Below are 21518 nucleotides of genomic sequence, written 5' to 3' on the forward strand. Positions count from 1 at the left end.
GTGCGCAGTTCCCGGTTCCGCCGGTTCGTTTTACCGACGCTTTGCCCAACCGGCGCTTTTCCGAACCGGGTTCCGCCCGACCCGCTCCTCCGCTACCGCAGCCCGCGCAACCCCGGGATGTTCGGCAGCCCCGGGATCCCGAGCACGCCGCCCGGCGCCGGCTGGTTGGCACCGGTCGCCTGGGCGGGCACCGTGGGCGCGGCGATCGAGATCTCCGACGACTGCATGAGCACCGTGCCGGTGCCGACGAAGTCGTACTGGTGCTCCTCGCCGGACGCGCCGCCGAGCCCGGTCAGCCGGCGCGCCGCGCCGTACACCCCGCGCATGTACTTGGTGTCGAAGTGGTGGCACGGCGTCGGACAGTCCGCCCAGCCGAGCAGCGCCTCCGGGTCGACCCGGATCGGCGGCTCGACGAAGTGCACCGCGCCGTTCGAGGCGGCCACGAACTTGCCGGTCCCGATCAGCGTCACGAAGCCCGGCACGATCGACTGCTTGAGGTCGAGGCCCGGTTCGAACGCGAGCAGGTTTGCGGCCCGGATGGTCAGGTTGCCCTGCTCCAGGTCGAACGAGTTGACGTCGAAGCCGCGGTCGGCGAGCAGCAGCTGCCCCTTGCCCTGCGCGACGATCCAGTCCTGTACGTACAGCGGCGAGTGGAAGTTCGCGGTGACCAGCCGGTCGAGGGCACCCACACCGAGCCCCTCGAACTTGATCCGCCCGTAGTAGGCGATCATCTTGCCCTTCTGCACGAACCACTGTCCGTCCAGAGCCACGCAGAAGGTGTACGGATTGACGTTGTCGTCCTGCGGCAGCGTGCGCGCGTCGAGCACGGCAGGACCGGAGCCCGGGGTCGTCACAGCTTCTCCTCGCTCGCCTGGACGTACACCGTGCCGGTGCCGGAGAGTTCCAGCTGGAACGCCTCTCCGGAGCCGCGCCCGATCACGTCGCGCCAACCCACCGAGGCGCCGATCTTGTTCTCCAACTGCCCTCGATGCGCTATGTACGCCTGCGGGTCCACGTGGATCGGCCGCCCGGGCGTGACCGGCAGTTCGATCACGCCGCCGTGGGCGAGCACCGCGCACCAGCCGCGCCCGGTCAGCGTGGTGGTGAACAGCCCCTGACCGGTCACCTGGCCGCGGATCATCCCGCGCACGCCGCCCTGCGAACCCATGAACATCGTGCCCTGCTGCAGGGTGTCCTCGAACACGAGTAGTCGGTCCGCCTCGACGTGCAGCATGTCGCCGGTGATCTCGATCAGGTGCACGTGCCGGCCCGCGTGGCCGAACATCACCGTGCCGTCGCCCTCGGCCTTCATCAGCGGTACGGACTCGCCCGCCAGGCGCCGCCCGATCATCCCGCCGACGCTCTGCCCCCCGGTGGTGCTCGGCGTGAACGACACCTCGCCGCGATAGGCCAGCATCGCGCCGCGCAGGCAGTACAGCGTCTGCCCCGGCCGCACGGCCGCCTCGATCATCTTGGAGTTGAGCTGGGTGAACGTCACGTCTGCCCCCCGATCGTCTGCCGCTCGGCGGGCTGTACGTACACGAGCCCGTCCCCTTCGAAGCGCAGCTGCACGCTCTCGCCGGAGCCCTCGCCGATGAAGGTGCGCCAGTTCACGTCCTTGACGAACTCCTTGCGGAGCTGACCGGTGTGCGCGACGTACGCCCCCGGGTCGACGGACAGCGGCTCGCCCTGCGACACCCGCAGCACGATGGCCGGCCCGTCCGACGTGACGGCGACCGTGCCCGTGCCCGCGACGGTCGTCGTGAACAGACCCTGACCGCTGGTCGCGCCGTGCAGACCGGTGAACTCGGTGCCCGTGCGCAGGCCCTGGTCGACGGCGAGCAGGTTGCTCGATTCGACGTGCAGCGTCTCGCCGGTCAACTGGACGAGATTGATCTCGGTGGCCCGGTCCGCGAACCAGCACGTACCGTCGCCGCTCACCTCCATGAGGGTCATGCCCTCACCCGTGAGCCGGCGGGTCACCATTCCGCGCAGCCCCTCACCCCCACCGGACAGCCGTTTGAACGACATCCGTCCGTCATAGGCGATCATCGTCCCGTTTCGGGCCTTGACCGCATCTCCGCTCATGCCCACCGCGAGAACTCGCGTGCCATGCATCCGAAAGGTCGCCACGAATCGCGAAGCTAGCAGCGCACTACCGGTCCATGGAGGGTGGAAGCCCCTCATCTTGCCGGGGCTTTACCAGCGCGGACGTACACGTGGCTCTGCACCCCGACGATGGCCCGGGCCGGGTCGTGCACCGTTGGTCATGTGACAGTGCGTCAGGCCGTCCGGTGCGGGCGGCGACGCGTCTTGTAGCTTGGGTTGGTCGACGGCAGCAAGCAAGCAGGCAAGCAAACAGGCAATGGCCCCGCGAGGAGTGCACCACCATGACGATGTTCGCCTCGCCCGAGGACGCCCGGGTCCGACTCTCCGCCGTCGACTACCTGACCGACCCCGGCATCGCCACCGCCGTCTTCCTGGCCGACGCGCTCGGCAAGCCGCTGCTGATCGAGGGACCGGCGGGGGTCGGCAAGACCGAGCTGGCCAAGGCCGTCGCGGCGGCCGGGTCCGCCGAGCTGATCCGGCTCCAGTGCTACGAGGGGCTGGACGAGTCCCGGGCGCTGTACGAGTGGGACTACCGAAAGCAGTTGCTGCGCATCCAGGCGGGTGTGGACGGGTGGGACGAGGCACGCGCCGGCATCTTCGCCGAGGAGTTCCTGCTCGCCCGCCCGCTGCTGACGGCGATCCGGCGGACCGAGCCGACCGTGTTGCTGATCGACGAGACGGACAAGGCGGACGTCGAGGTCGAGGGGCTACTGCTGGAGGTGCTCTCCGACTTCCAGGTCACCATTCCCGAACTCGGCACGATCACCGCGGCACGGCGGCCGTTCGTCGTGCTCACGTCGAACGCCACGCGCGAACTCAGCGAGGCCCTCAAGCGCAGGTGTCTGTACCTCTACATCGACTACCCGACGCCCGAGCGCGAGCGCGACATCGTGCTCACGCGCGTGCCGGGGATCCGGGAGCAGCTCGCTGAGCAGGTGGTCCGCACGGTCGCGTCGCTGCGCGCCCTCGAACTCAAGAAGGCCCCGTCGATCGCGGAAACCCTGGACTGGGCACGGACCCTGATCGCCCTTCAGGCCGACGAGCTCGACGAGGAGGCGATCGCGCGGACCCTCGGGGTCGTGCTCAAGCATGCCTCCGACCACACCCGGGCGGCGAAGGAACTCGGCCTGCCCGGCATCGGCGGCTGACCCCGATGTCCCTCCTCGATCGGCACACCGGCTTCGTCCGGGCGCTGCGACACGGCGGGCTGCCGGTGTCGCTCGCCGAGGGCCTCGACGCGGCGCGCGCGTTGACCGTGCTCGACCTCGCGGATCGCGAGACGCTGCGGGCGGCGTACGCGGCCTCGTTGGTCAAGCGGCACACGCATCGACCGGTCTTCGACACGTTGTTCGAGCTGTGGTTTCCGCTGGGGGTGACGGCGGGCACGGGAGTCGGGGACGCGGATGCCGAGGGCGATGCGGACGCTGCGGAGAGTGCGGATGCCTCGGCAGCTGCGGATGCCTCGGACGCCTCCGACGCGGAGGTCTTTCGGGACCGGCTGCGTGAACTCCTGCTCGGTGACGACGACATCGCGCTGCGCGCGCTCGCGCGGGAGGCGGTCGGGCGGTTCGGCGAGGTGGAGGGACCGTCAGGGGGATCGTGGTCCGCGCATCTGGTCGGCCGGGCGCTGGATCCGCGGACGCTGATGGCGGGACTGCTCCGCGCGGTGCTCGGCGGGCAACTCCCGGGCGGGGTCGCCGAACGCAACGCGCGGCGGATGATCCAGACCCGGGTGGACCGGCTCGACCAGCACATCCTCTCGGACGTGCGCCGGCGGCTCGCCGAGGAGCGCGGCGTCGAGCGGGTCGCCGAGACGGCGGTCAAACCCGCGGTCGAGAACCTCGACATCCTGCGCGCGAACCGGGCCGACCTGGTGGCCCTGCGCCGGGAGATCCAGCCGCTCGCGCAGCGGCTGGCCACTCGACTGACGATCCGTCAACGGGCGGGCCGGAACGGCCGGTTGGACTTCCGCCGAACGGTACGGGCCTCGCTGTCCACGGGCGGCGTCCCGCTGGCGACCCATCACCGCCCGCGCCGGCCGCACAAACCGGAGTTGGTGGTGCTGTGCGACGCGAGCGAGTCGGTGGCGTCCTTCGCGCACTTCACCCTGATGCTCGCCTATGCGTTGCGCGAACAGTTCGCCCGGGTGCGGGCGTTCGCGTTCATCGACACCGTCGACGAGGTGACGAGGTTCTTCGAGCGTCCGGGCGGCGACATCACGGAGGCGATGCGCCGATTGACCGCGGAGGCGAACCTGGTACGGATCAGTGGGCACAGCGACTACGGGCACTCGTTCAAGGTGTTCGTGGAGCGGTACGGCGACGTGATCGGCCCGAAGTCCTCGCTGTTGATCCTGGGCGACGCGCGCAACAACTACCAGGACCCGGCACTCGCCGCGCTGGCGGCCATGGTGACACCGGCCCGACACGCGTGGTGGCTCAACCCCGAGCCGGAGCGCGATTGGGACACGGGGGATTCCATCGCGGGCGTGTACGCGCGACACATTTCGATGATCGAGTGCCGCAATTTGACGCAGCTGGGTCAATTTGTGGGCGAGCTGGCGTAAGGGTGAGGGCCCGCTTGACTTGCCCTCACGGATCTCGAGATCGTACGTTGCCGTGATCACGGCCTAAGGGCAGTGCTCTGTCCTCTAGCAGGCAAAATGTGTACTTTCGTACAGATTACCGTGAATGGGTGAGAATGACAAAGTTTGGTCAGGTCGATGCTCCGAAGTGGCGCAAGAGTTCGTGGAGCAACGACGTCGCCTGCGTCGAAGCCGCCGTCGTCAATGGTGTACTTGTGCGCGATTCGAAGCAGGCATCGGGCCCTCGCCTGCGTTTCTCGGGTACAGAGTGGCGGCATTTCATCCTGGCGGCGGGCGCCGAGGGTGTGAGGTAGCGGTTCTCGTGGGAAGCGGATGAAGCGTCGACTGTGACCCGGATGCGAAATTCGGGTCCGGTTCTCGATCGAAGTACGCGATGGCTCTGCGTAGGAGATCGGCCGCTTGACCGATGTGGGCGATCTGTTCCAAGCGCCAGAAATCCTCAAGGTAATTCAGCGGTGCCGAGACATCCAAATTCTCGCGAATGATGTTGTACTCCGGGCCTTCGAGGGTGAGCACCACACCGTCTTCGGGATCGTGGAATTCGAAGATTGTGTAGCCGACGTTGACGATGGAATTCAGACCGGCGCTGAGCGGTGCGATCCGCAGGACGACCTGTGGATGGTCCGTGATGGCCAAGAGATGGCGCAACTGCCGTCGCATCGCGGTGATCCCGCCGATCGGTCGATAGAGCGCGCACTCGTCGATCACGAAGTTCAGCCGCGGCCCGTTCGTGCCTGTGTCGAGGATGCGCTGGCGATCCATACGCATACGCACCCGTTCCTCGACCGTATTGTCCTGGAACAGGTGATCGAGGAGCGCTCGCGCGTAGTCCTCCGTCTGAAGCAGTCCGGGGATGCGAATGGGTTCGAAGTTCCGGATCGTCGCCGCGGAGGACTCGAAACCCAGGAACGCGAGCATGGTGGGCGTGGTGATGGTCCGATAGGAACTCCACTGCGTCCGCTCCCGCGCGGCTCGCGCCAGCGCGAGGAGTTCGTCCATGCGAGTGCGGTCGCTGATGCCGTACTTGTGGATCAACGCGCGCAGGTCGGTGATCGTCACGCCGACACTGCCGGATTCAATACGTATCACCTTCGAGAGTGACCACTCCAGTTCGGTCGCCACATCGCGCTGGGTCAGTCCGGCCGATTCACGGAGCCGCCGGAGCGTGTCGCGTAGTCGCCTGCGGCAAATCATCGGATCTTGGCTCGTCGGCATTCATGCCTCCCCCGTGGTGGTCGAAAAGATCACCCATCGGCTTTCGTATGCGGCCATCTCGCGCCTGGCGAGGTGGCAGAAAGCCAACGCACAACCGACATATTGAGCTGTACTGCATGGAGATACCCCTCGACAAGAGGTGTGGCACCCGCGTCGTCGGCGAGATGCGGCGCGAGCGGATGTATTCGGCCAGGTGCAAAGAGACGCCGCGCGGGTGAATCCCGCGGCAGGTCTGTGACCGGCGGGGCGTACGGGTATGCGTGGGACGGGGGTCAGGCCCTCGGCGGGGCGGACGCGTGGTCGCGTCGGAGCAGGGCCCGCACCAGGTGACCGTGTGCCATGGCCGGCAGTCGGCGAAGGCGCTCCCGGGTCGGCCCGTACGCGCGACCGATCTCGTCGAACGTGGCCGATTTTTCGCAGGTGAATCCTTCGCGCGGAGCCGCGCTCGTGTTCCGGCGGCGGGTCGTGGGCCCGGTCTGAGACGCTCGACGACATGGACGCGAACGGGATCGAAGTCGATTACTGGGACAACGCCTACGCGGACGGCATGTACGCGGACGCCGAGCCCGACCCGCTGGTGGGGGAGATCCTGGCCACGGCCGCGCCCGGCACGTCCGGTGTCGAGATCGGCTGCGGGAACGGGCGCAACCTCGTCCCGTTGATCCGCGGCGGCCTGGACCTGATCGGCGTCGACCCGTCCCGCACGGCGCTGGCCCAACTGGCGGCCAGGGCACCGGACGTGGCGCTGGTCCACGGCACCCAGGACGACCTCCCGGCGGGGCGCCGCTACGACCTGGTGATCGGCATCCAGGTCCATCAACACGGCACCCGCGCCGCCGCCCGTGCCCTCCTGCGCGGCTCGCTCGCGCGCGTCGCCCCCGGCGGCCTGTTCGTGCTGCGCACCGCCTCCGCCGACACGGAGGCGGTCGAGGCCCACGAGGTCCTGGACGTCACGAAGGACGGCGGCCATACCTTCCGCTACCTGGAGGGCTTCAAGGCCGGCCTGATCGTCCACTACTACGGCCGTCTCGAACTGGAGAACCTGCTCCGCGACTTCGAGCCGGTCGTCCCACTGCGCGTGCACCACACGCCGCGCCTGGACCCGCCGCCGGGCGTCTGGGCGCACTGGGAGACGATCGTGCGCAGGCCCGGCTGAGACCGCCGGGAGCGTGGGCCGATGTGGCCGCGCTGTCGCTTCCGGCGTCGGACCCTTGCGGGTGCGCGCTCCCTGGGCTAGAGATCGTCGGGACCCGATCGCGACAACGTACGGAGACCCCATGAGCGTGACCAGCCTGCGGCGCGGACGGGTGCTGGTGGTGTCGATCGAACGCGAGGCCAAGCGCAACGCGATCGATCAGGAGGTCGCGGACGGGATCGAGGCCGCGCTCAATCTGCTGGAGGACGATCCGGAGTTGTGGATCGGGGTGTTGACCGGGACCTCGACCGTGTTCTCGGCCGGGACCGACCTGTCCGCCGGGATGAGCCCCAAGGGGGAGCGCGGAGGGGAATACGGCCTGATTCGACGGCAGCGGAGCAAGCCGTTGATCGCGGCGGTCGAGGGGTTCGCGCTGGGTGGCGGCTTCGAGGTCGTGCTCGCGTGTGACCTGGTGGTGGCGTCGAGCGCGGCCCGGTTCGGGTTGCCGGAGGTCAAGCGCGGGCTGATGGCGATCTGCGGCGGTACCTTCCGGGCGCCGCGGGCGCTGCCGCTCAACGTGGCCAAGGAGATGCTGCTCGTCGGCGACCCGATGCCCGCCGAGCGGCTGTACGGGGTCGGCGTGGTCAACCGCGTCACCGAGCCCGGCCGGGCCCTGGCCGGCGCCCTCGAACTGGCCGAGCGAATCTGCGCGAACGGCCCCGTCGCGGTCCGCGCCACCCTCAAGGCCGTCGACGACGTGGTCACGGCCGACGACGAACTCGGCTGGACCGCCACGGACGAGGGCTTCGCCACGATCAGCGCCTCCGAGGACATGAAGGAGGGTGTCACCGCCTTCCTGACCAAGCGCCCACCGGAGTGGACCGGCCGCTGACGGTCCGTCGAGCGGCGGCCGGCGCGTGCGGCGCGAGCGCCGTCAGGGGCCGACGTCGGCTGCCTGGCCGCCCGTCATGCGGAGGAGCTCCTCGTAGGTGGTCGGGTACATGTGCGTGTGGTCGCCCGCGCCCGCCCAGACCACCTCGTGCTTGGAGAGCCAGGTGTCGATCAGGGTGCGGACGCGGTACGGGTGGCCGACCGGGGCCACGCCGCCGACCTCCTGGCCCGTGGCCGACAGCACGAACGCCGGGTCGGCGCGCCGGAGCTTGCGGATGCCCAGAAGCTTGGACACCAGCCTGGTGTCGACCCGGTGGGCACCGCTGGTGACCACCAGCAGCGGTTGGCCGTCGGCGGAGAAGATCAGGCTGTTCGCGATCGCGCCGACGTCGCAGCCCAATTGTTCCGCGGCGGCCGCCGCGGTCGGGACCGTCTCGGCGAATTCGCGAATCTCGCCGGTGGCGTTCAGCGCACGCAGCGCGGCGGCGACCTTTTCGACCGGGGTGCTCATGGGACGAGCTTAGGGCGTGTCGTCAATCGCCCGACGGGGGATCGACGACACGGCCCTTGGGCCTGGTGCGCGGTGGGCGGCGAACCGGGTGAGATCCGTCAGACGGGTTCCGGCCGCGCCGGTGCTACCGGGTCTATGCGCAGTGCACCGGGCTTCAGCCCGGTGGTGAAGCGAATCTGAGAACTGCTCTGACCTCGGATGTCGGTATGGATCCGCAGTGTTGATCTCGGCCATGTCAGAGCGGCCGGTGTTGCTGCTGGATGTACTGCTTCACGATGCTGAGCGGCGCACCGCCGACGGACCCGGCGAAGTAGGAGCCGGACCACAGGCGCTGCGCCCGCCAGTAGTGGCGGACGAGGTCGGGGAACTCCTGGCGGAGCCTGCGCGAGGACACGCCCTTGAGGGAGTTCACCAGCTTGGACAGGGCGACCTTGGGCGGGAAGTTCACGAGCAGGTGGACGTGGTCGTTCTCGCCGTTGAACTCGACCAGTTCGCATTCGAAGTCGGCGCACACCGCGCGCATGATCTCTTCCATCCGCGTGAGGTGCGCATCGTTGAAGACCCGATGCCGGTACTTCGTCACGAAGACCAAGTGCGCGTGAAGGGCGAAAACACAGTGTCTACCAGTGCGGATGTTCTGTATGTCGGCCATGGACCAAGCGTAGTACGATCACGGTGTGCAGCTTCGGTACGGCTTCCGCTTGTATCCGAGCGCCGGTCAGCGCACCGCGCTGGCTAGGGCGTTCGGGTGTGCGCGGGTGGTCTACAACGACGCCCTCGAGGCTCGGGAGACCGCCCGCTCCCAGGGGCTGCCGTTCCCGAGGACCGGCGACCTGTCGAAGCTGCTGATCACCGAGGCCAAGCGCACCCCGGAACGGGAATGGCTGGGCGAGGTGTCCGCTGTCCTCCTCCAGCAGTCCCTCCGGGACCTGGATGCCGCCTACCGGAACTTCTTCGACGGCCTGAAGGGCAAGCGCCCGCGCATGGGCGCGCCCCGGTACAAGTCGAAGAGGGACACCCGGCAGGCGGTGCGGTTCACGGCGAACGCCCGCTGGTCGATCACCCCGGGGCGGAAGCTGCGTCTGCCGAAGATCGGCGATGTGAAGGTCAAATGGTCCCGGAGACTGCCGTCCACCCCGTCCACGGTGACGGTGGTCAAGGACTCGTCGGGCCGGTACTTCGCAAGCTTCGTCGTCGACACCGACGACACGGAGATCCCGCCGGAGGCCACGGGAGCGATCGGGATCGACCTTGGGCTGACGCACTTCGCGGTCCTCTCCGACGGCCGGAAGATCGACAGCCCACGCTTCCTGCGCCGGGCGGAGAAGAAACTCAAGCGGGAACAACAACGCCTGAGCCGCAAGGCCAAGGGCAGCAACAACCGGACCAAGGCCCGCATCAAGGTCGCCCGCGCACACGCGCGGGTGGCCGACGCGCGGCGCGAGTTCCACCACCGGCTCTCCACGGAGCTGATCCGCGGGAACCAAGCGGTCGCCGTGGAGGACCTGGCGGTCGCGGGACTCGCCCGCACACGCCTGGCCAAGTCCGTCCACGACGCCGGATGGTCCGCGTTCGTGAGGATGCTGGAGTACAAGGCCGCCCGGTACGGGCGCACCTTCACCCGGATCGGCCGCTTCGAGCCCACATCCCAGGTGTGCTCACGGTGCGGCATGAAGGACGGCCCCAAGCCCCTCGACGTCCGTACGTGGACGTGCTCGGCGTGCGGGGCCGTCCTGGACCGGGACATCAACGCGGCGGTCAACGTCGCCAAGGCCGCCGGACTGGCGGTATCAGCCTGTGGAGCGCAGGCAAGACCGGGAGTGATCCCGGCACCGCGCAGCGAAACAGGAACCCACCCGAAGCCACCCACCACCCTGCGGTGGGACCAGGCGGGAATCCCCGGCCCTTAGGCCGGGGAGGATGTCAACTTGACCGGCCATGACAGCCAGCCAATCGTCGGGTGCTCCTGATCAGTGGGTCGCTCCGGGCCGAGTCCACGAATTCCGCGCTGGTCCGCACCGCGCGGGCGGTGGCCCCGGACGGGATCGAAGCCGTCGTGTTCGACGGGATCGGCCGCCTTCCGCACTTCAACCCGGACGACGACCGGGAGCCGCTGCCGCCGGCCGTCGTCGAGTTGCGGGCCGCGATCGACGCCGCCGACGCCGTGGAACGCCGGTAAGGCGGAACACCAGTGGGACGGAACACCGGTAGGAGAGAACACCGGTACGACGGAAGGTCGGTAAGGCAGATGCGGATGTTCGTGGTGGCCGGGGTCGCCGGTTCCGGGAAGTCGACCGTCGGCGCCGCGCTCGCGGCCCGCCTCGGCTGCGCGTTCGTCGACGGCGACGACCTGCATCCCGCCGCGAACGTGGCCAAGATGCGGGCCGGCCGTCCGCTCGACGACGCGGACCGCGCGGCGTGGTTGGCCGCGATCGGTGCTTGGCTCGATCGGCGGATCGCGGCCGGCGAGGACGCGGTGGTCGCGTGCTCGGCGCTGCGGCGCGCCCACCGCGACCGCCTGGCCGCCGGGCGGGCCGGCCTGTGCTTCGTATACCTGGACGCCCCACCGGAGTTGATCCGGACCCGTCTCTCCCACCGAGCCGGCCACTTCTTCCCGGCCGACCTGATGGGCAGTCAATTCGCGGCCCTGGAACGGCCCGAAGCCGACGAGCGCGCGGTGATCGTCCCCGCCGACCGGCCGATCGAGGAGATCGTCACGCGCGCGCTCGCCGGGCCGACACCCTCGCGCGATTGACCGTCGAAAGCCCCCTCCCGAACCCCGATTCGCCGCTCTATGCTGGCCCCCGCCATCGAGACGGGGGTTACGCGTGCCTGTGATCGTGATCGCTCTGGGGATCGTCTTCCTGGTCGACATCCTGCGCGTGTGGTTGCCCTCGCTGATCACCGTGTACGGGGACGCCGGGGCCACGCCCGCCGAGCAGCTCGGGCTGTTCGCGATCGTGTGGTTCGTGGCGGCCTTCGCCGCCGTACCGCTGTGCCGACGCGTCACCGGCCGGCCGGTCGCGGTCCTGGCCGGGATCGCGATGGTGATGCTCCGGCTGTGGCTCCAGTTCACCGACGGCGGCGACGCGCAGCTCTACCTCGCCTGCGTCGCGCTGATCGCGGCGCTGTGCTGGCTGGTCGCGGTCGCGCACACCGGCTGGCCGGCGGGTGTCGGCGTGGTGACCGGCCTCGCGATCGCGACGTCGCTGCACACCGGCCTGGGCACGCTCGACCCCATGTGGCTGGAAGCGTGGCGCGGCTGGGCCGTGCTCGGCACGCTCGCCGTGGTGTTCGTCGGCGCGCAGGTGTGGATCCAGGCGCCGGCGGTGCCCGAGCCGAGGCCGGTCCTGTGGGCCGCGCTCGGCCCGGTGCTGTTCCTGACCGGTGTGCTGTTCGGCAACGCAGGCGTCGCGTACGCGGCGGCCGGCGAACCGCGCTGGGGCATACCCGTGCTCGTCGCCGCGTGGGCGCTCGCGGTGCCCGTGTCGCGGCTGCGCGGTGTGTGGGTGCTGCCGCTGGGCCTTGTGCTGCTGGTGGCCGGCGTGCTGGGCGCGGGGTACATCCAGGCGAGCGCGCACGAGGGGATCGTGGGCCTGGCGCCGGCCGGTACGCCCGGGTGGCAGGCGCTCGGTGCGCTCGGCGTGGGCCTGGTGCTGGGTGACGCCGCGAGTCGGCCCCGAGCGGCCGTGCGGTGGGCGCCCGCGTGCACCATGGTCGGGTTCTTCGTGCTGACCTTCCTGCACTACGCCCGCTACGACATGGAGATCGGCGTACTGGCCCGCGGCCGGGTGCTGCTCCTGGGCGTCGTCGCGCTCGCGGTGGTGGTCGGCACGGCCGCGGTCCGCGACCGGCGTGCCTCTGCCCCGGCCGAACCCGAGGCCGCGGCGGTCCCCGCCCGTACGCCCGCCCGCAACGCCGCCCGCAATCCCGGCCGGACCGTGGCGCATGCCGGCGGCCGTACCGGCGCCCGGGCGGACGTCCCGTTGGGCGGGCGCCGCGCCGGCCGTACCGGGCAGCGCCCCGCCCACCGGCCCGGCACCCGCCCCGGCGCCAAGCCCGCGACCAACCGGGCCGGCAGCCGTCCGGGCGCGCCCGCCGTGCCGCGCAAGGGCGACAAGGCGGCCCGTGACGTCCCGCCGCCGCCGTCCCTGGCCGAGCGGGTGCACGCGCCGCTCGCGCTCGCGACCGTGGTACCGGTGCTGATCGCGCTCGCCGCGTTCGGATTGCGGCCGCCGACCGGGTCGGCGCCGAAGCCGGACGGGGCCGCCGGGACGCTGCGGGTGGTCACGTACAACATCCGGATGGGCTACGGCATGGACGGCCGGTTCGACCTCGACCGGACGGCGACCACGATCCGGGCGCTCAAGCCCGACGTGCTGCTGCTCAACGAGGTGGATCGGGCCTGGTTCCTCAACGGCGGGCACGACGTGATGACGCTGCTCGCGCGCCGGCTCGACCTTCCGTACACCTTTGCGCCGGCCGCCGATCCGCAATGGGGTGACGCGGTGCTGACCCGCAAGCCGATCCGGCACCTGGAGTCGATCAAGCTGCCCTCGGGCGGTGCGCCGACGGGGGCGCAGGCGCTCGGGGTGGTGGTCGAGGCCGAGCCCGGCAAGCGGGTCGCGCTCGTGGCCACCCATCTCCAGGACGTCGACGACGAGGTCCCGCAGGTCCAGGCGGACCGGGCCGCGGCGTTCGCGGCGGAGCTGGGGGCGGACGGCGTGCCGGTCGCGGTGCTCGGGGACATGAACGCCGCGGTCGACAGCCGGCAGCTGGGCGCGTTCGCTGCGCGGGGCTTCGTGGACGGGCTCGCGGGTGTGCGGCCGGTGCGGACGTATCCGGCGGACAAGCCGACTTTGGAGATCGACCATGTGTTCGTCGGGGCGGGGCTGCGCGTGTTGGGGGCGGATTCTTCGTCGTCGCGGGCGTCGGATCATCGGCCGGTTGCGGTAACGCTCTCGTTTTAGCGCCGCGGGGGTCCTCAAGCGCCGGACGGGCTGGATTGGCCGGCTTTGGGTGTTGGGTTGGCTTTGCAGGCTTGTCCTCAAACGCCGGACGGGCTGGGGTTGGCCGGCCTTGGGTGTTGCGGGCTTGTCCTCAAGCGCCGGACGGGCTGGGTTGGCTGGGTTGGCTGGGGGTGGTCACCCGGGCGGCGGCCTTGGGGGTGGGGGAAATGGGCATCGTTCTTCGGATGGTCGGTGTTCGGGTGGCTTCAGGGAGGGTGGGTCATGGGCGACGGGAGTCCCTTGCCCGACCCGAACCGTTGGAAGGCGTTGGCGGTCTGTCTGATCGCCGGGTTCATCACGCTGCTCGACGTGTCGATCGTCAACGTCGCGTTGCCCTCGATCCGCGAGGGGCTCGGCGCGTCCGAGAGTGAGATCCAGTGGGTGCTGTCCGGCTACGCGCTGACCTTCGGGCTCGTGCTGGTGCCGGCCGGGCGGATCGGGGACGCGCGCGGGCGCCGGATGATGTTCATGACCGGCCTCGCCCTGTTCACCGGCGCCAGCGCGCTGTGCGGGGCCGCCCAGACCTCGATATGGCTCGTGCTGGCCCGCCTGCTCCAGGGCATCGCCGGCGGCATCCTCACGCCCCAGATCTCCGCACTGATCCAACAGATGTTCTCGGGCCGTGAACGCGGTCGCGCGTTCGGCATGTTCGGCACCGTGATCGGCATCTCGACGGCGGTGGGTCCGCTGCTCGGTGGCGTGATCATCAAGCTGTTCGGCGCCGAGGAGGGTTGGCGCTGGGTCTTCTACGTCAACCTGCCCATCGGCATCGTCGCGTTCGTGCTCGCGTCGCGGCTGCTGCCCGGTCCCGATCACGAGAACCGCGCGTGCCTTCGCGACCTGGATCCGATCGGGGTGCTCCTGCTCGGCTCCGGCGTCGTGTTGTTGCTGCTGCCGCTGGTCGAGCAACGCCAGTGGAACGGCGGGACCAAGTGGTTGCTCGTGCCGCTCGCGGCGGCCCTGCTCGTGGTCTTCGTGCTGTGGGAGCGGCGGCAGACCCGGCGCGGCCGCATGCCGGTCGTGGACCTGGCCCTGTTCAGGTTTCACTCGTACACGCTCGGCCTGTTCGTGATGCTGTTCTACTTCGCCGGGTTCACCTCGATCTTCTTCGTCCTCACCCTCTACCTCCAGTCCGGGCTCGGGTACAGCGCGCTGCTCGCGGGCCTGACCATCACGCCGTTCGCGGTCGGCGCGTCGGTCGGCGCGTCGATCGGCGGACACCTGGTGCACCGGTTCGGGCACGCGCTCGTGGCCACAGGCCTGTTGATGGTCGTGATCGGGTTGTGCGGCTCGATCCTGGCGGTGTACGAGGTGCCCGGGCACCGGGTCGGCTGGGCGCTGGTGGCGCCGCTGCTGTTCGCGGGCCTGGGCAGTGGGCTGGTGATCTCCCCGAACCAGACGCTGACCCTGGCCGAGGTACCGCCCGCCCAGGGCGGCAGCGCGGCCGGCGTGTTGCAGACCGCGCAGCGGATCGGCTCGGCGATGGGCATCGCGGTGGTCGGCTCGATCTTCTTCTCGCGGCTGGCCGAGGACCAGGGCCAGGACTGGGCCGGACCGCTGCGGCACGGTCTGGTCGCCTCGGTCGCGTTCGTGCTCGTGGCCTTCGTGGTGGCGTTCGCGGATCTGCGCAAGGGACGTGTCCTACGGTCCCGGTAGCGTCCCGGTATGACTTTCGACATCCACGCGGCGCTGCCCGCCGCGCTCGCGGACCGGTCCGGGGCCTGGGCGTTCATTCGCGCGTTCGCGGCCGACCGGGGCGCCTCGATCGAGGCCGGGGACGGGTACGACGCGGCGGATCTGGACGCGAGCGCGGCGCGGCTCGGGATCACGCTGCCGGCGGCGCTCCGCGAGTTGTACGAACTCGTGGGCCGACGCGGGGACCTGACCAGCAACCACGACGTGTTGCTGCCGCCGGACAAGCTCTACGTCGAGGACGGCGTGCTGGTGTTCCGCGAGGAGAACCAGGGTGTCGCGTGGTGGGGCGTGCGGCCCGGGGGTGACGATCCCGCGGTGATCTTCATGTACAGCATGGCCGATCCCACCGCCGAGGAGTGGGCGGCGTGGCTGCCGCGGTTGTCCCACGCGGCGATCGAGATGGTGCTGTCGGAGACCGTGCTGTTCGACGACGAACTCGTGGACGTGATCGACTTCGTGCCGGAGGAGATCGCGGAACTGCCGGAGAATCTGCCGGAACTGGCCTTCCCCGGCTACCCCGAGAGCGAGGACCCCGGAAACCGGGTGCGCTGGTTCGCCGGTCCCGACCTGATCGCCCGCTTCGATGGCGGGGTGCTGATGGTCCGGGCGCGTACGGAGGAGGATCTGGAGACCTTCTACGACGCGATCTCCGGTGACGAGGCGGAGATGAACGAGGCGGACGGGACGGACGGGACAGGCAAGGCGGACGAGACGGACGGGTGACCCGGCGTCGAACGCGCCGAGGCCCGGCGCCCATGGCAGTGGGCACACCGGGCCTCGGCTCCGTTCACGGCCTGTTCGGGATCAGAACCGGCTGTTGCGGAACGGCTCCTTGGGCTTGCCGAGGTTCGGCTTGCCCAGCACGTCCTTCGACGACACCGCGTAGATGCCGTGGTTGGTCAGCACCCAGACGATGTTGCGGTCCCACTCGACGTACACGCCGTGCGTCTGGTTGCCCTTGGCCCAGTCCGGGAACGCGCCGTCCTCGGTCGGCCAGTCCTGTGTCCTGGTGCCGAACGCCTTGGGCACGAAGTACGCCTCGATCTCCGGCCGGGCCGGGTTCTTGACGTCGAAGACCTGGGCGCCCGCGTTGTAGAAGCCGTACACGAGCGTGCCGTCGTCGTGCTTGCCCGGGTTGGTGTAGTAACCCGTGCGCTTGGGGCCGAAGCTGCCCCGGCGCTGGCAGTAGTCGGTGATCCCGGCCGACTTCGGCGGGGTCGGCCGAGGCAATTGGCCGACGATCCGCGGGTTCGCGACATCGCGCGCGTCGATCTGGTAGATCGGCTTGTACGGCTCGTAGCAGTCCTCGGTCAGCGGGTAGCCCGAGACGTAGATCATCCCGGTCTTCTCGTACTGCGACACGTCGATGTTGTCGCCCTCGGTGCCCGCGACCGACGGCGGCAGGTCCACGTGGCCGACCTGGCGCATCCGCGACGGGTCGGAGATGTCCAGGATGGTGATGCCCAGGCCGCCCTGCACGGCGAAGCCGTACCTGCCGCCCTGCTCGACCGGCTTGGGCACGAACAGCGACATCCGCGCGCCCAGCCAGCTGGTCCGGTTGCCGCAGCGCGGGTTCTTCGCGTACGCGTCCTCCTCGCCGGTGACCTGGCCGGGCAGGTGCCAGGTGTCGAGCAGCTTGGGCGCGGTCGGGTCGGACATGTCGTACGACTGGTAGCCGGCCGAGTGCAGGTTCGTCGGGTACTCGGTGTTGGCGAACGTGTTGTTCGGCGCGACCGCGATGAACATGTACTTGCCGCCGTCCCAATACGGCACGTCCAGCGACCCCGAGCCCTGCTGGGCCTTGGTCGGGTCGCTGTTCGACGGGTTCGGCTGGGTCGAGTCGGTGCTGACGGTCGAGATCAGCTTCCAGTCGGCCTTCCGGGGCCCGTCCAGGCGGTAGACCTTGAAGCCCTTGAGCCCGGGCTTGGTGCGCAACTTCTCGACGCCCTCGGGGTTGCCGTACTTGTCGTGGCCCGGCTCGTCGGTCAGCTCGCTGATCTGCCGCTTGTCCTCGAAGGACTGCACCATCACGTACGCGCCGAGCCGCCGGTTCCACTGGATGGTGGACGCGCCCCAGTAGTCGCCCGCCGCCCACGTGCCGTTGGCCCGGAGCTCGTCGCCGCCGACGTCGTTGCGACTCATCTTCTCGATCACCTTGACGTGCTTGACGTCGGTGATGTCGTAGACGCGGCCCTCGGAGCGGTCGTACTGGAACATGTATCGGCGACCGTCGAAGTCGACGATGTTCTGCCAGGTGTGGAAGAAGTCAGGCGTGAAGTCGTAGCCCTCGTAGGCGGCTTCGACCTCCATGTTCTGCACGTACTGCTTGCCGTCGTAGTCGTCCCTGCGCCCCGGGAAGGGGTGCGGGTTCTCCTCGTCGAGCGGGGTCGACGCGGGCGCCAGGAACGAGCCGTCCAGCTGCATGCCGTACGCGTTCGGGTCGGCCTGCCCCGGTCGGCGCTCCTGGCACACGAACGGGATGTCGGGGTCCTGCTTGGCGCCCGCGGCGGTCGCGGCATTCGGTGAAGAACCGCGCGCCGTACGGCCGTTGCCGCTCGGACCGCCCGCGTAGGTGCTGCCGGTGATCGCCACGAGGGCGGCCAGCGCGACGGCCGAGGATCTGCTGTATCTGTTGCCGAGCAGGGGTTTGAGGCGCATCTGACGAACCTTCCGACACGGGACGATGACGGGGGAGTGCGCTTGCGGGGTGGTGCCACCCGCGGTTCGCGCGGCCGAGCGGGTGCGGGAATCCGCCCCGATCGGGCGCGAACGGCGGGCGAGGGTCGGGCGGCAGCTTCTCGAACGGGCCGGTGCGGACGAGCCGCCGGATGGACAGGTGCGTCCGCGCGGTACCGGTACCTGCCACCGCGTAGTGGGCGACACGTCGTATCAAGGTGCAAATGCCCCGAACGTTCGCGCGCAGCCAAGACGATTCCTGGTCGCGCAGAATGCGCGACCGATCGCGGGAGATGCGTGGGAAGGCGGGTGCGTGCACGTCGATCACGGGTGAAGCCGCTGTCATGGGGGAGTCCCGATGGCTCGTCAAGAAGCTGTCGCCACGTGCATGATGGCTGCGCCGGTACATGTCCATCCAATGCCGATCCGGCGCCACTTCATCTCCGAACAGGTATGGGAGCTCGCGTGGACCTACTCGACGGACGTCTGAAGTTCCGGCACTTGACCCTGATCACGGCGATCGCGGAGCACGGGGGCGTCAGCCGGGCCGCCGAGGCCCTGCACCTGACCCAGCCCGCCGCGACCCGCACGCTGCGCGAGCTGGAGACGATGGTGGGCGTCCCGCTGTTCGAGCGCGGCCCGCACGGGATGTCCCCCACGCTCTACGGCGACGCGCTGGTCGCGCACGCCCGGGTGATCCTCGCCGAGGTGCGCCGGGCCGGCGATCACATCGCGGGCCTGCGCGAGGGTCAGACGGGCACGGTCACCGTCGGCACGCTGCTCGCGGGCACCAGTGTGCTCCTGCCGCGCGCGGTGTCGGCGCTCAAGCGGGACCGGCCCGGGATCACCGTCATCGTGCGCGAGGCGACGTACGACGTGCTGTACCCGCAGCTGCTCGCGGGCGAGATCGACGTCGTGATCGGTCGGCTCGGGCGGGCCGAGGACGCCGGCCGGGTCCGCCGGACCGCGCTCTACCACGAACCGATCCGCCTGGTCGTGCGCCGCGACCATCCACTCCTGGACACCGCGCGCGTGCTCGCCGACACGATCGCGCACCCGTGGATCCTGCCGCTGGAGCAGACCGCGCTGCGCAGCGAACTGGCCCGGTTGTTCACCCGCAACGGGCTCCCGCTGCCCGCCGATCGGGTCGAGTGCACGTCCATCCTGACCGTGCGCGCGCTGCTGCTCGGGACCGACATGATCGCCGCGCTGCCCGAGTTGGTGGTCACCGGCGACGAGCGGCTCGCGGTGTTGCCCGTACCGCTGGAGTCGGTGCGCCGCACGGTCGGCACCACGCTGATGGCCGACCGTACGCCGACGCCCGCGGTGAGCGCGTTCCTCGCCTGTATCGGGGATCAGGCGACCGCGTTGCGAGCGGCGCTCGGCGAGGAAGCGGCGCTCGATCTCGATTGAGCGCCCTGCGCGCACTCTCGCGCGCCCTGTTCAAGCGGTTTCGGCGGGGAGCACCATGCCACCTTGACGACCGCGCGCGGCATCGCGCACAGGGGGGCACCGTGTCGAACGATTCGCTCAGCCATGCTCCGAAACGACATCTGTTGCTGGTGATCAACGGGCCGTTCGGGGTGGGCAAGAGCACGGTCGCCGCCGCACTCACCCGGCACGTTCGGGGCGCGCTCGTCTTCGACGCCGAGTCGGTCGGCGGCCCCGACTACGAATCGCCCGGTGCCGGTGCCGGTGCCGTTGCCGCTCTCCGGGACTCGGCCGCCTGGCGGGCCCTGGTCGCCGAGGCCGCGGGCGCGCTGCGCGGCCGGCACCGCGGGCCGATCCTGATGCCGGTCACGCTCCTGGACCGGGCGCACTGCGACGACGTCCTCGGTCGCCTCGTGGATCTGGGCTTCGACGTCCGGCACGTGACGCTGCATACGGACAAGCACCGGCTGCGGGCCCGGGTCGGCGACGACGAGGCGGTCCGGGACGGCCGGCAGTCCCGCCGCCACCGAGTCGAGCACGAGCAGCGCTACGAGGCCGCCAGGCCGTGGCTGCACGCGACCACCCTGGTCGTCGACACCACCGCGACGTCCCCGGACACGATCGCGGTCGGACTCGCGGACGCGCTGCTGACGGGGGCGCTGCCCGTACACCGGTCGGCGACGGAACCCGAGGAACCCGAAGCGGCGACCGAACCCGAACTCGCCCCGGAACCCGAAATCGGAGCCCGAACCGAAATCGGATCCGAGCCCGCCCCGGCCGCCGTATATCGCGCCCCACAGCGGAACTCGACGCTTCCCATCAGCCGATTCTCGGATGTCCGCAGGCGGAACGGGTAGCCAGGTCCGTGATCCGGGTGCGACAGTTCGTCTATCACGCCGACGGTGCCCAGACCCCGTGCCGGCCATACCGGATCGAACGGCGTGTGTCCATGGTGCTCGACCCCTCAGCGGGGGAGGACAGCCTCCCCTACGTTGGGGGGCTTGTCGGGTCGTCCTCTGGACGGTCGGTCAATAGCGTCGAGATGGCGCCGCACAGCCCACCGCGCCCACACGATCGCCTCCACCGAATACAGGGACGCCCATATGACCATGACCGCGCCGATCCTGGACACACCGGATCTGTCGCCACCGCGCCGCGGCAGCGACTTCGCGCCGCTGCTCGCCGACCTCAAGGACGCGGGCCTGCTCGAACGCCGCACCGGATGGTACGCCCGGATGATCGGGCTCAACCTGATCCTGCTGCTCGGATCGTGGGCCGCGGTCTGGTGGGCGGGAAACACGTGGTGGCAGCTCGCGCTGGCGGTGCCGGTCGCACTGTTCACCGCCCGCGCTTCCTTCGTCGGCCACGACGCCGGGCACCAGCAGATCGCCCGCAAGGCACGCACCCACCGCGCGCTCTCCCTGCTGCACGGCAACGTGCTGATGGGGATGAGCTGCGGGTGGTGGAACGCGAAGCACAACAAGCACCACGCCAACCCCAACCACCTCGAGAAGGACCCGGACGTCTCGGTGGGCGTGCTGGTGTGGGACGTCGACCAGACGGCCGACCGGACCGGGTTCATGGGCTGGCTGACGCGTCACCAGGCCCGGCTGTTCTTCCCGCTGTTGCTGCTCGAAGGGCTCAACCTCAAGGTCAACGGGCTGATGGCGCTCAAGGACCGCACCCCGCGCGAGCGGCTCGAGGAGGGCGCGGCGCTCGCCGTGCACTACGCCGCGTACCTGTCGGTGCTGCTGCTGACGATGTCCCCGCTCAAGGCGCTGGCCTTCGTGTTCGTCTCGCACGCGCTCCTCGGTCTGCACCTGGGCATGGCGTTCGCGCCCAACCACAAGGGCATGCCGATGCCCGAGCCGGGCGTCAAGTGGGATCACCTGCGTCGCCAGGTGCTGACCTCGCGCAACGTCAAGGGCGGCGCGATCACCGACTGGATGCTCGGCGGCCTGAACTACCAGATAGAGCACCACCTCGTGCCGAACCTGCCCCGCGTGAACCTGCGCGAGGCGCAGCCGATCGTGCGCGCGCACTGCGAACGGCTCGGGGTCGCGTACCTGGAGACCAGCCTGGTCGACTCGTATCGGCAGGCACTGGGGCACATGCACGCGGTGGGCGCACCGCTGCGGGCCCGGCGCGGCGGAGAATCCGTGCCGACAAAGGATTGATGCGTCGTACATCTATCTCTATGGTGGGGGCGACCATCCCCCTCCCCACCCTGGAGCGCGTCCC

General features: G+C 69.9%; 21 protein-coding genes. 14 read left to right on the forward strand and 7 right to left on the reverse strand.

What is annotated here, in order from left to right:
- Positions 1–92: 92 nt before the first annotated feature.
- The 3 genes from OG928_RS27125 to OG928_RS27135 are packed head-to-tail and all read right to left on the reverse strand — an operon-like array spanning position 93 to position 2133.
- Entirely contained in the window at positions 93–854 is a 762-nt protein-coding gene (locus OG928_RS27125) for an AIM24 family protein (protein WP_406288371.1), read from the reverse strand.
- Complete coding sequence (locus OG928_RS27130; protein WP_406291242.1) at positions 851–1471, reverse strand: AIM24 family protein; 621 nt, start codon at positions 1469–1471, stop codon at positions 851–853. The genes OG928_RS27125 and OG928_RS27130 overlap by 4 nt, the downstream gene beginning before the upstream one ends.
- A 23-nt stretch (positions 1472–1494) precedes the next feature.
- Positions 1495–2133 carry an AIM24 family protein gene (locus OG928_RS27135; protein WP_406288373.1) on the reverse strand — a complete coding sequence of 213 codons (639 nt, stop codon included), beginning with the start codon at positions 2131–2133 and terminating at the stop codon, positions 1495–1497.
- 263 nt (positions 2134–2396) lie between these two features.
- Between OG928_RS27135 and OG928_RS27140 the strand changes: the two genes are divergently transcribed.
- The 3 genes from OG928_RS27140 (at position 2397) to OG928_RS27150 (ending at position 5007) form a co-directional block, all read left to right on the forward strand.
- Positions 2397–3257 (forward strand): AAA family ATPase, encoded by an 861-nt coding sequence (locus tag OG928_RS27140; RefSeq protein ID WP_406291245.1) that lies wholly within the window; start codon positions 2397–2399, stop codon positions 3255–3257.
- A 5-nt stretch (positions 3258–3262) separates the two neighbouring features.
- Positions 3263–4675 carry a vWA domain-containing protein gene (locus OG928_RS27145; RefSeq protein ID WP_406288375.1) on the forward strand — a complete coding sequence of 471 codons (1413 nt, stop codon included), beginning with the start codon at positions 3263–3265 and terminating at the stop codon, positions 4673–4675.
- A 134-nt stretch (positions 4676–4809) separates the two neighbouring features.
- The gene (locus OG928_RS27150) at positions 4810–5007 is read left to right on the forward strand and encodes a DUF397 domain-containing protein (RefSeq protein ID WP_406291247.1); all 198 of its coding nucleotides are present in this window, start codon (positions 4810–4812) and stop codon (positions 5005–5007) included.
- Here the strand turns inward: OG928_RS27150 and OG928_RS27155 are convergent.
- Positions 4973–5929: a helix-turn-helix domain-containing protein gene (locus OG928_RS27155; protein WP_406288377.1), complete on the reverse strand. Its 957-nt coding sequence runs from the start codon at positions 5927–5929 to the stop codon at positions 4973–4975. The genes OG928_RS27150 and OG928_RS27155 overlap by 35 nt on opposite strands.
- A gap of 493 nt (positions 5930–6422) precedes the next feature.
- Between OG928_RS27155 and OG928_RS27160 the strand changes: the two genes are divergently transcribed.
- Both OG928_RS27160 and OG928_RS27165 read left to right on the forward strand, forming a co-directional pair.
- Positions 6423–7085, forward strand: a complete 663-nt coding sequence (locus tag OG928_RS27160; RefSeq protein WP_406288379.1) for a class I SAM-dependent methyltransferase — start codon at positions 6423–6425, stop codon at positions 7083–7085.
- Between the two features lie 121 nt (positions 7086–7206).
- A complete protein-coding gene (locus OG928_RS27165; RefSeq protein ID WP_406288381.1) occupies positions 7207–7956 on the forward strand; it encodes an enoyl-CoA hydratase-related protein in 750 nt (249 codons plus the stop codon).
- Between the two features lie 42 nt (positions 7957–7998).
- On the opposite strand, the gene OG928_RS27170 is transcribed toward OG928_RS27165, so the two are convergent.
- Together OG928_RS27170 and tnpA are read right to left on the reverse strand one after the other, a co-directional pair.
- Positions 7999–8466, reverse strand: a complete 468-nt coding sequence (locus tag OG928_RS27170) for a YbaK/EbsC family protein (protein ID WP_406288382.1) — start codon at positions 8464–8466, stop codon at positions 7999–8001.
- Positions 8467–8701: 235 nt separating this feature from the next.
- Positions 8702–9118 carry an IS200/IS605 family transposase gene (gene tnpA, locus OG928_RS27175; RefSeq protein ID WP_406288383.1) on the reverse strand — a complete coding sequence of 139 codons (417 nt, stop codon included), beginning with the start codon at positions 9116–9118 and terminating at the stop codon, positions 8702–8704.
- A gap of 25 nt (positions 9119–9143) precedes the next feature.
- Here tnpA and OG928_RS27180 point away from each other — a divergent pair, with 25 nt between their 5' ends.
- The 6 genes from OG928_RS27180 to OG928_RS27205 all read left to right on the forward strand — a co-directional run bounded on the left by OG928_RS27180 (position 9144) and on the right by OG928_RS27205 (position 15893).
- Positions 9144–10376, forward strand: a complete 1233-nt coding sequence (locus OG928_RS27180; protein WP_406288385.1) for an RNA-guided endonuclease InsQ/TnpB family protein — start codon at positions 9144–9146, stop codon at positions 10374–10376.
- 50 nt (positions 10377–10426) lie between these two features.
- Positions 10427–10645 (forward strand): NADPH-dependent FMN reductase, encoded by a 219-nt coding sequence (locus OG928_RS27185; RefSeq protein WP_406288386.1) that lies wholly within the window; start codon positions 10427–10429, stop codon positions 10643–10645.
- 69 nt (positions 10646–10714) lie between these two features.
- Positions 10715–11221 (forward strand): gluconokinase, encoded by a 507-nt coding sequence (locus OG928_RS27190; RefSeq protein ID WP_406288388.1) that lies wholly within the window; start codon positions 10715–10717, stop codon positions 11219–11221.
- A gap of 73 nt (positions 11222–11294) precedes the next feature.
- On the forward strand, positions 11295–13436 hold the full coding sequence (locus OG928_RS27195) for an endonuclease/exonuclease/phosphatase family protein (protein WP_406288390.1): 2142 nt from the start codon (positions 11295–11297) through the stop codon (positions 13434–13436).
- A gap of 261 nt (positions 13437–13697) precedes the next feature.
- Positions 13698–15131: an MFS transporter gene (locus OG928_RS27200; RefSeq protein WP_406288392.1), complete on the forward strand. Its 1434-nt coding sequence runs from the start codon at positions 13698–13700 to the stop codon at positions 15129–15131.
- A 9-nt stretch (positions 15132–15140) separates the two neighbouring features.
- Positions 15141–15893, forward strand: a complete 753-nt coding sequence (locus OG928_RS27205; protein ID WP_406288395.1) for an SMI1/KNR4 family protein — start codon at positions 15141–15143, stop codon at positions 15891–15893.
- A gap of 81 nt (positions 15894–15974) precedes the next feature.
- On the opposite strand, the gene OG928_RS27210 is transcribed toward OG928_RS27205, so the two are convergent.
- A complete protein-coding gene (locus tag OG928_RS27210; protein WP_406288397.1) occupies positions 15975–17828 on the reverse strand; it encodes a hypothetical protein in 1854 nt (617 codons plus the stop codon).
- 483 nt (positions 17829–18311) lie between these two features.
- Between OG928_RS27210 and OG928_RS27215 the strand changes: the two genes are divergently transcribed.
- The 3 genes from OG928_RS27215 to OG928_RS27225 all read left to right on the forward strand — a co-directional run bounded on the left by OG928_RS27215 (position 18312) and on the right by OG928_RS27225 (position 21454).
- Entirely contained in the window at positions 18312–19259 is a 948-nt protein-coding gene (locus tag OG928_RS27215; RefSeq protein ID WP_406288400.1) for a LysR substrate-binding domain-containing protein, read from the forward strand.
- Positions 19260–19360: 101 nt separating this feature from the next.
- Positions 19361–20134, forward strand: coding sequence for a hypothetical protein (locus tag OG928_RS27220; RefSeq protein ID WP_406288403.1), 774 nt, complete (start codon positions 19361–19363; stop codon positions 20132–20134).
- A 246-nt stretch (positions 20135–20380) separates the two neighbouring features.
- Complete coding sequence (locus OG928_RS27225) at positions 20381–21454, forward strand: fatty acid desaturase family protein (protein WP_406288405.1); 1074 nt, start codon at positions 20381–20383, stop codon at positions 21452–21454.
- The last annotated feature ends 64 nt before the right edge of the window (positions 21455–21518 follow it).

Source organism: Embleya sp. NBC_00896 (genome assembly GCF_045207785.1).
GTDB lineage: Bacteria > Actinomycetota > Actinomycetes > Streptomycetales > Streptomycetaceae > Embleya.

Bases quoted from the DNA above. Each gene is read 5' to 3' on its own strand.
- OG928_RS27200 (WP_406288392.1), top strand. From the start codon at position 13,698: ATGGGCGACGGGAGTCCCTTGCCCGACCCGAACCGTTGGAAGGCGTTG.
- OG928_RS27225 (WP_406288405.1), top strand. From the start codon at position 20,381: ATGACCATGACCGCGCCGATCCTGGACACACCGGATCTGTCGCCACCG.
- OG928_RS27205 (WP_406288395.1), top strand. From the start codon at position 15,141: ATGACTTTCGACATCCACGCGGCGCTGCCCGCCGCGCTCGCGGACCGG.
- OG928_RS27155 (WP_406288377.1), bottom strand. From the start codon at position 5,929: ATGCCGACGAGCCAAGATCCGATGATTTGCCGCAGGCGACTACGCGAC.
- OG928_RS27160 (WP_406288379.1), top strand. From the start codon at position 6,423: ATGGACGCGAACGGGATCGAAGTCGATTACTGGGACAACGCCTACGCG.
- OG928_RS27150 (WP_406291247.1), top strand. From the start codon at position 4,810: ATGACAAAGTTTGGTCAGGTCGATGCTCCGAAGTGGCGCAAGAGTTCG.
- OG928_RS27165 (WP_406288381.1), top strand. From the start codon at position 7,207: ATGAGCGTGACCAGCCTGCGGCGCGGACGGGTGCTGGTGGTGTCGATC.
- OG928_RS27170 (WP_406288382.1), bottom strand. From the start codon at position 8,466: ATGAGCACCCCGGTCGAAAAGGTCGCCGCCGCGCTGCGTGCGCTGAAC.
- tnpA (WP_406288383.1), bottom strand. From the start codon at position 9,118: ATGGCCGACATACAGAACATCCGCACTGGTAGACACTGTGTTTTCGCC.
- OG928_RS27145 (WP_406288375.1), top strand. From the start codon at position 3,263: ATGTCCCTCCTCGATCGGCACACCGGCTTCGTCCGGGCGCTGCGACAC.
- OG928_RS27130 (WP_406291242.1), bottom strand. From the start codon at position 1,471: ATGATCGAGGCGGCCGTGCGGCCGGGGCAGACGCTGTACTGCCTGCGC.
- OG928_RS27210 (WP_406288397.1), bottom strand. From the start codon at position 17,828: ATGCGCCTCAAACCCCTGCTCGGCAACAGATACAGCAGATCCTCGGCC.
- OG928_RS27190 (WP_406288388.1), top strand. From the start codon at position 10,715: ATGCGGATGTTCGTGGTGGCCGGGGTCGCCGGTTCCGGGAAGTCGACC.
- OG928_RS27140 (WP_406291245.1), top strand. From the start codon at position 2,397: ATGTTCGCCTCGCCCGAGGACGCCCGGGTCCGACTCTCCGCCGTCGAC.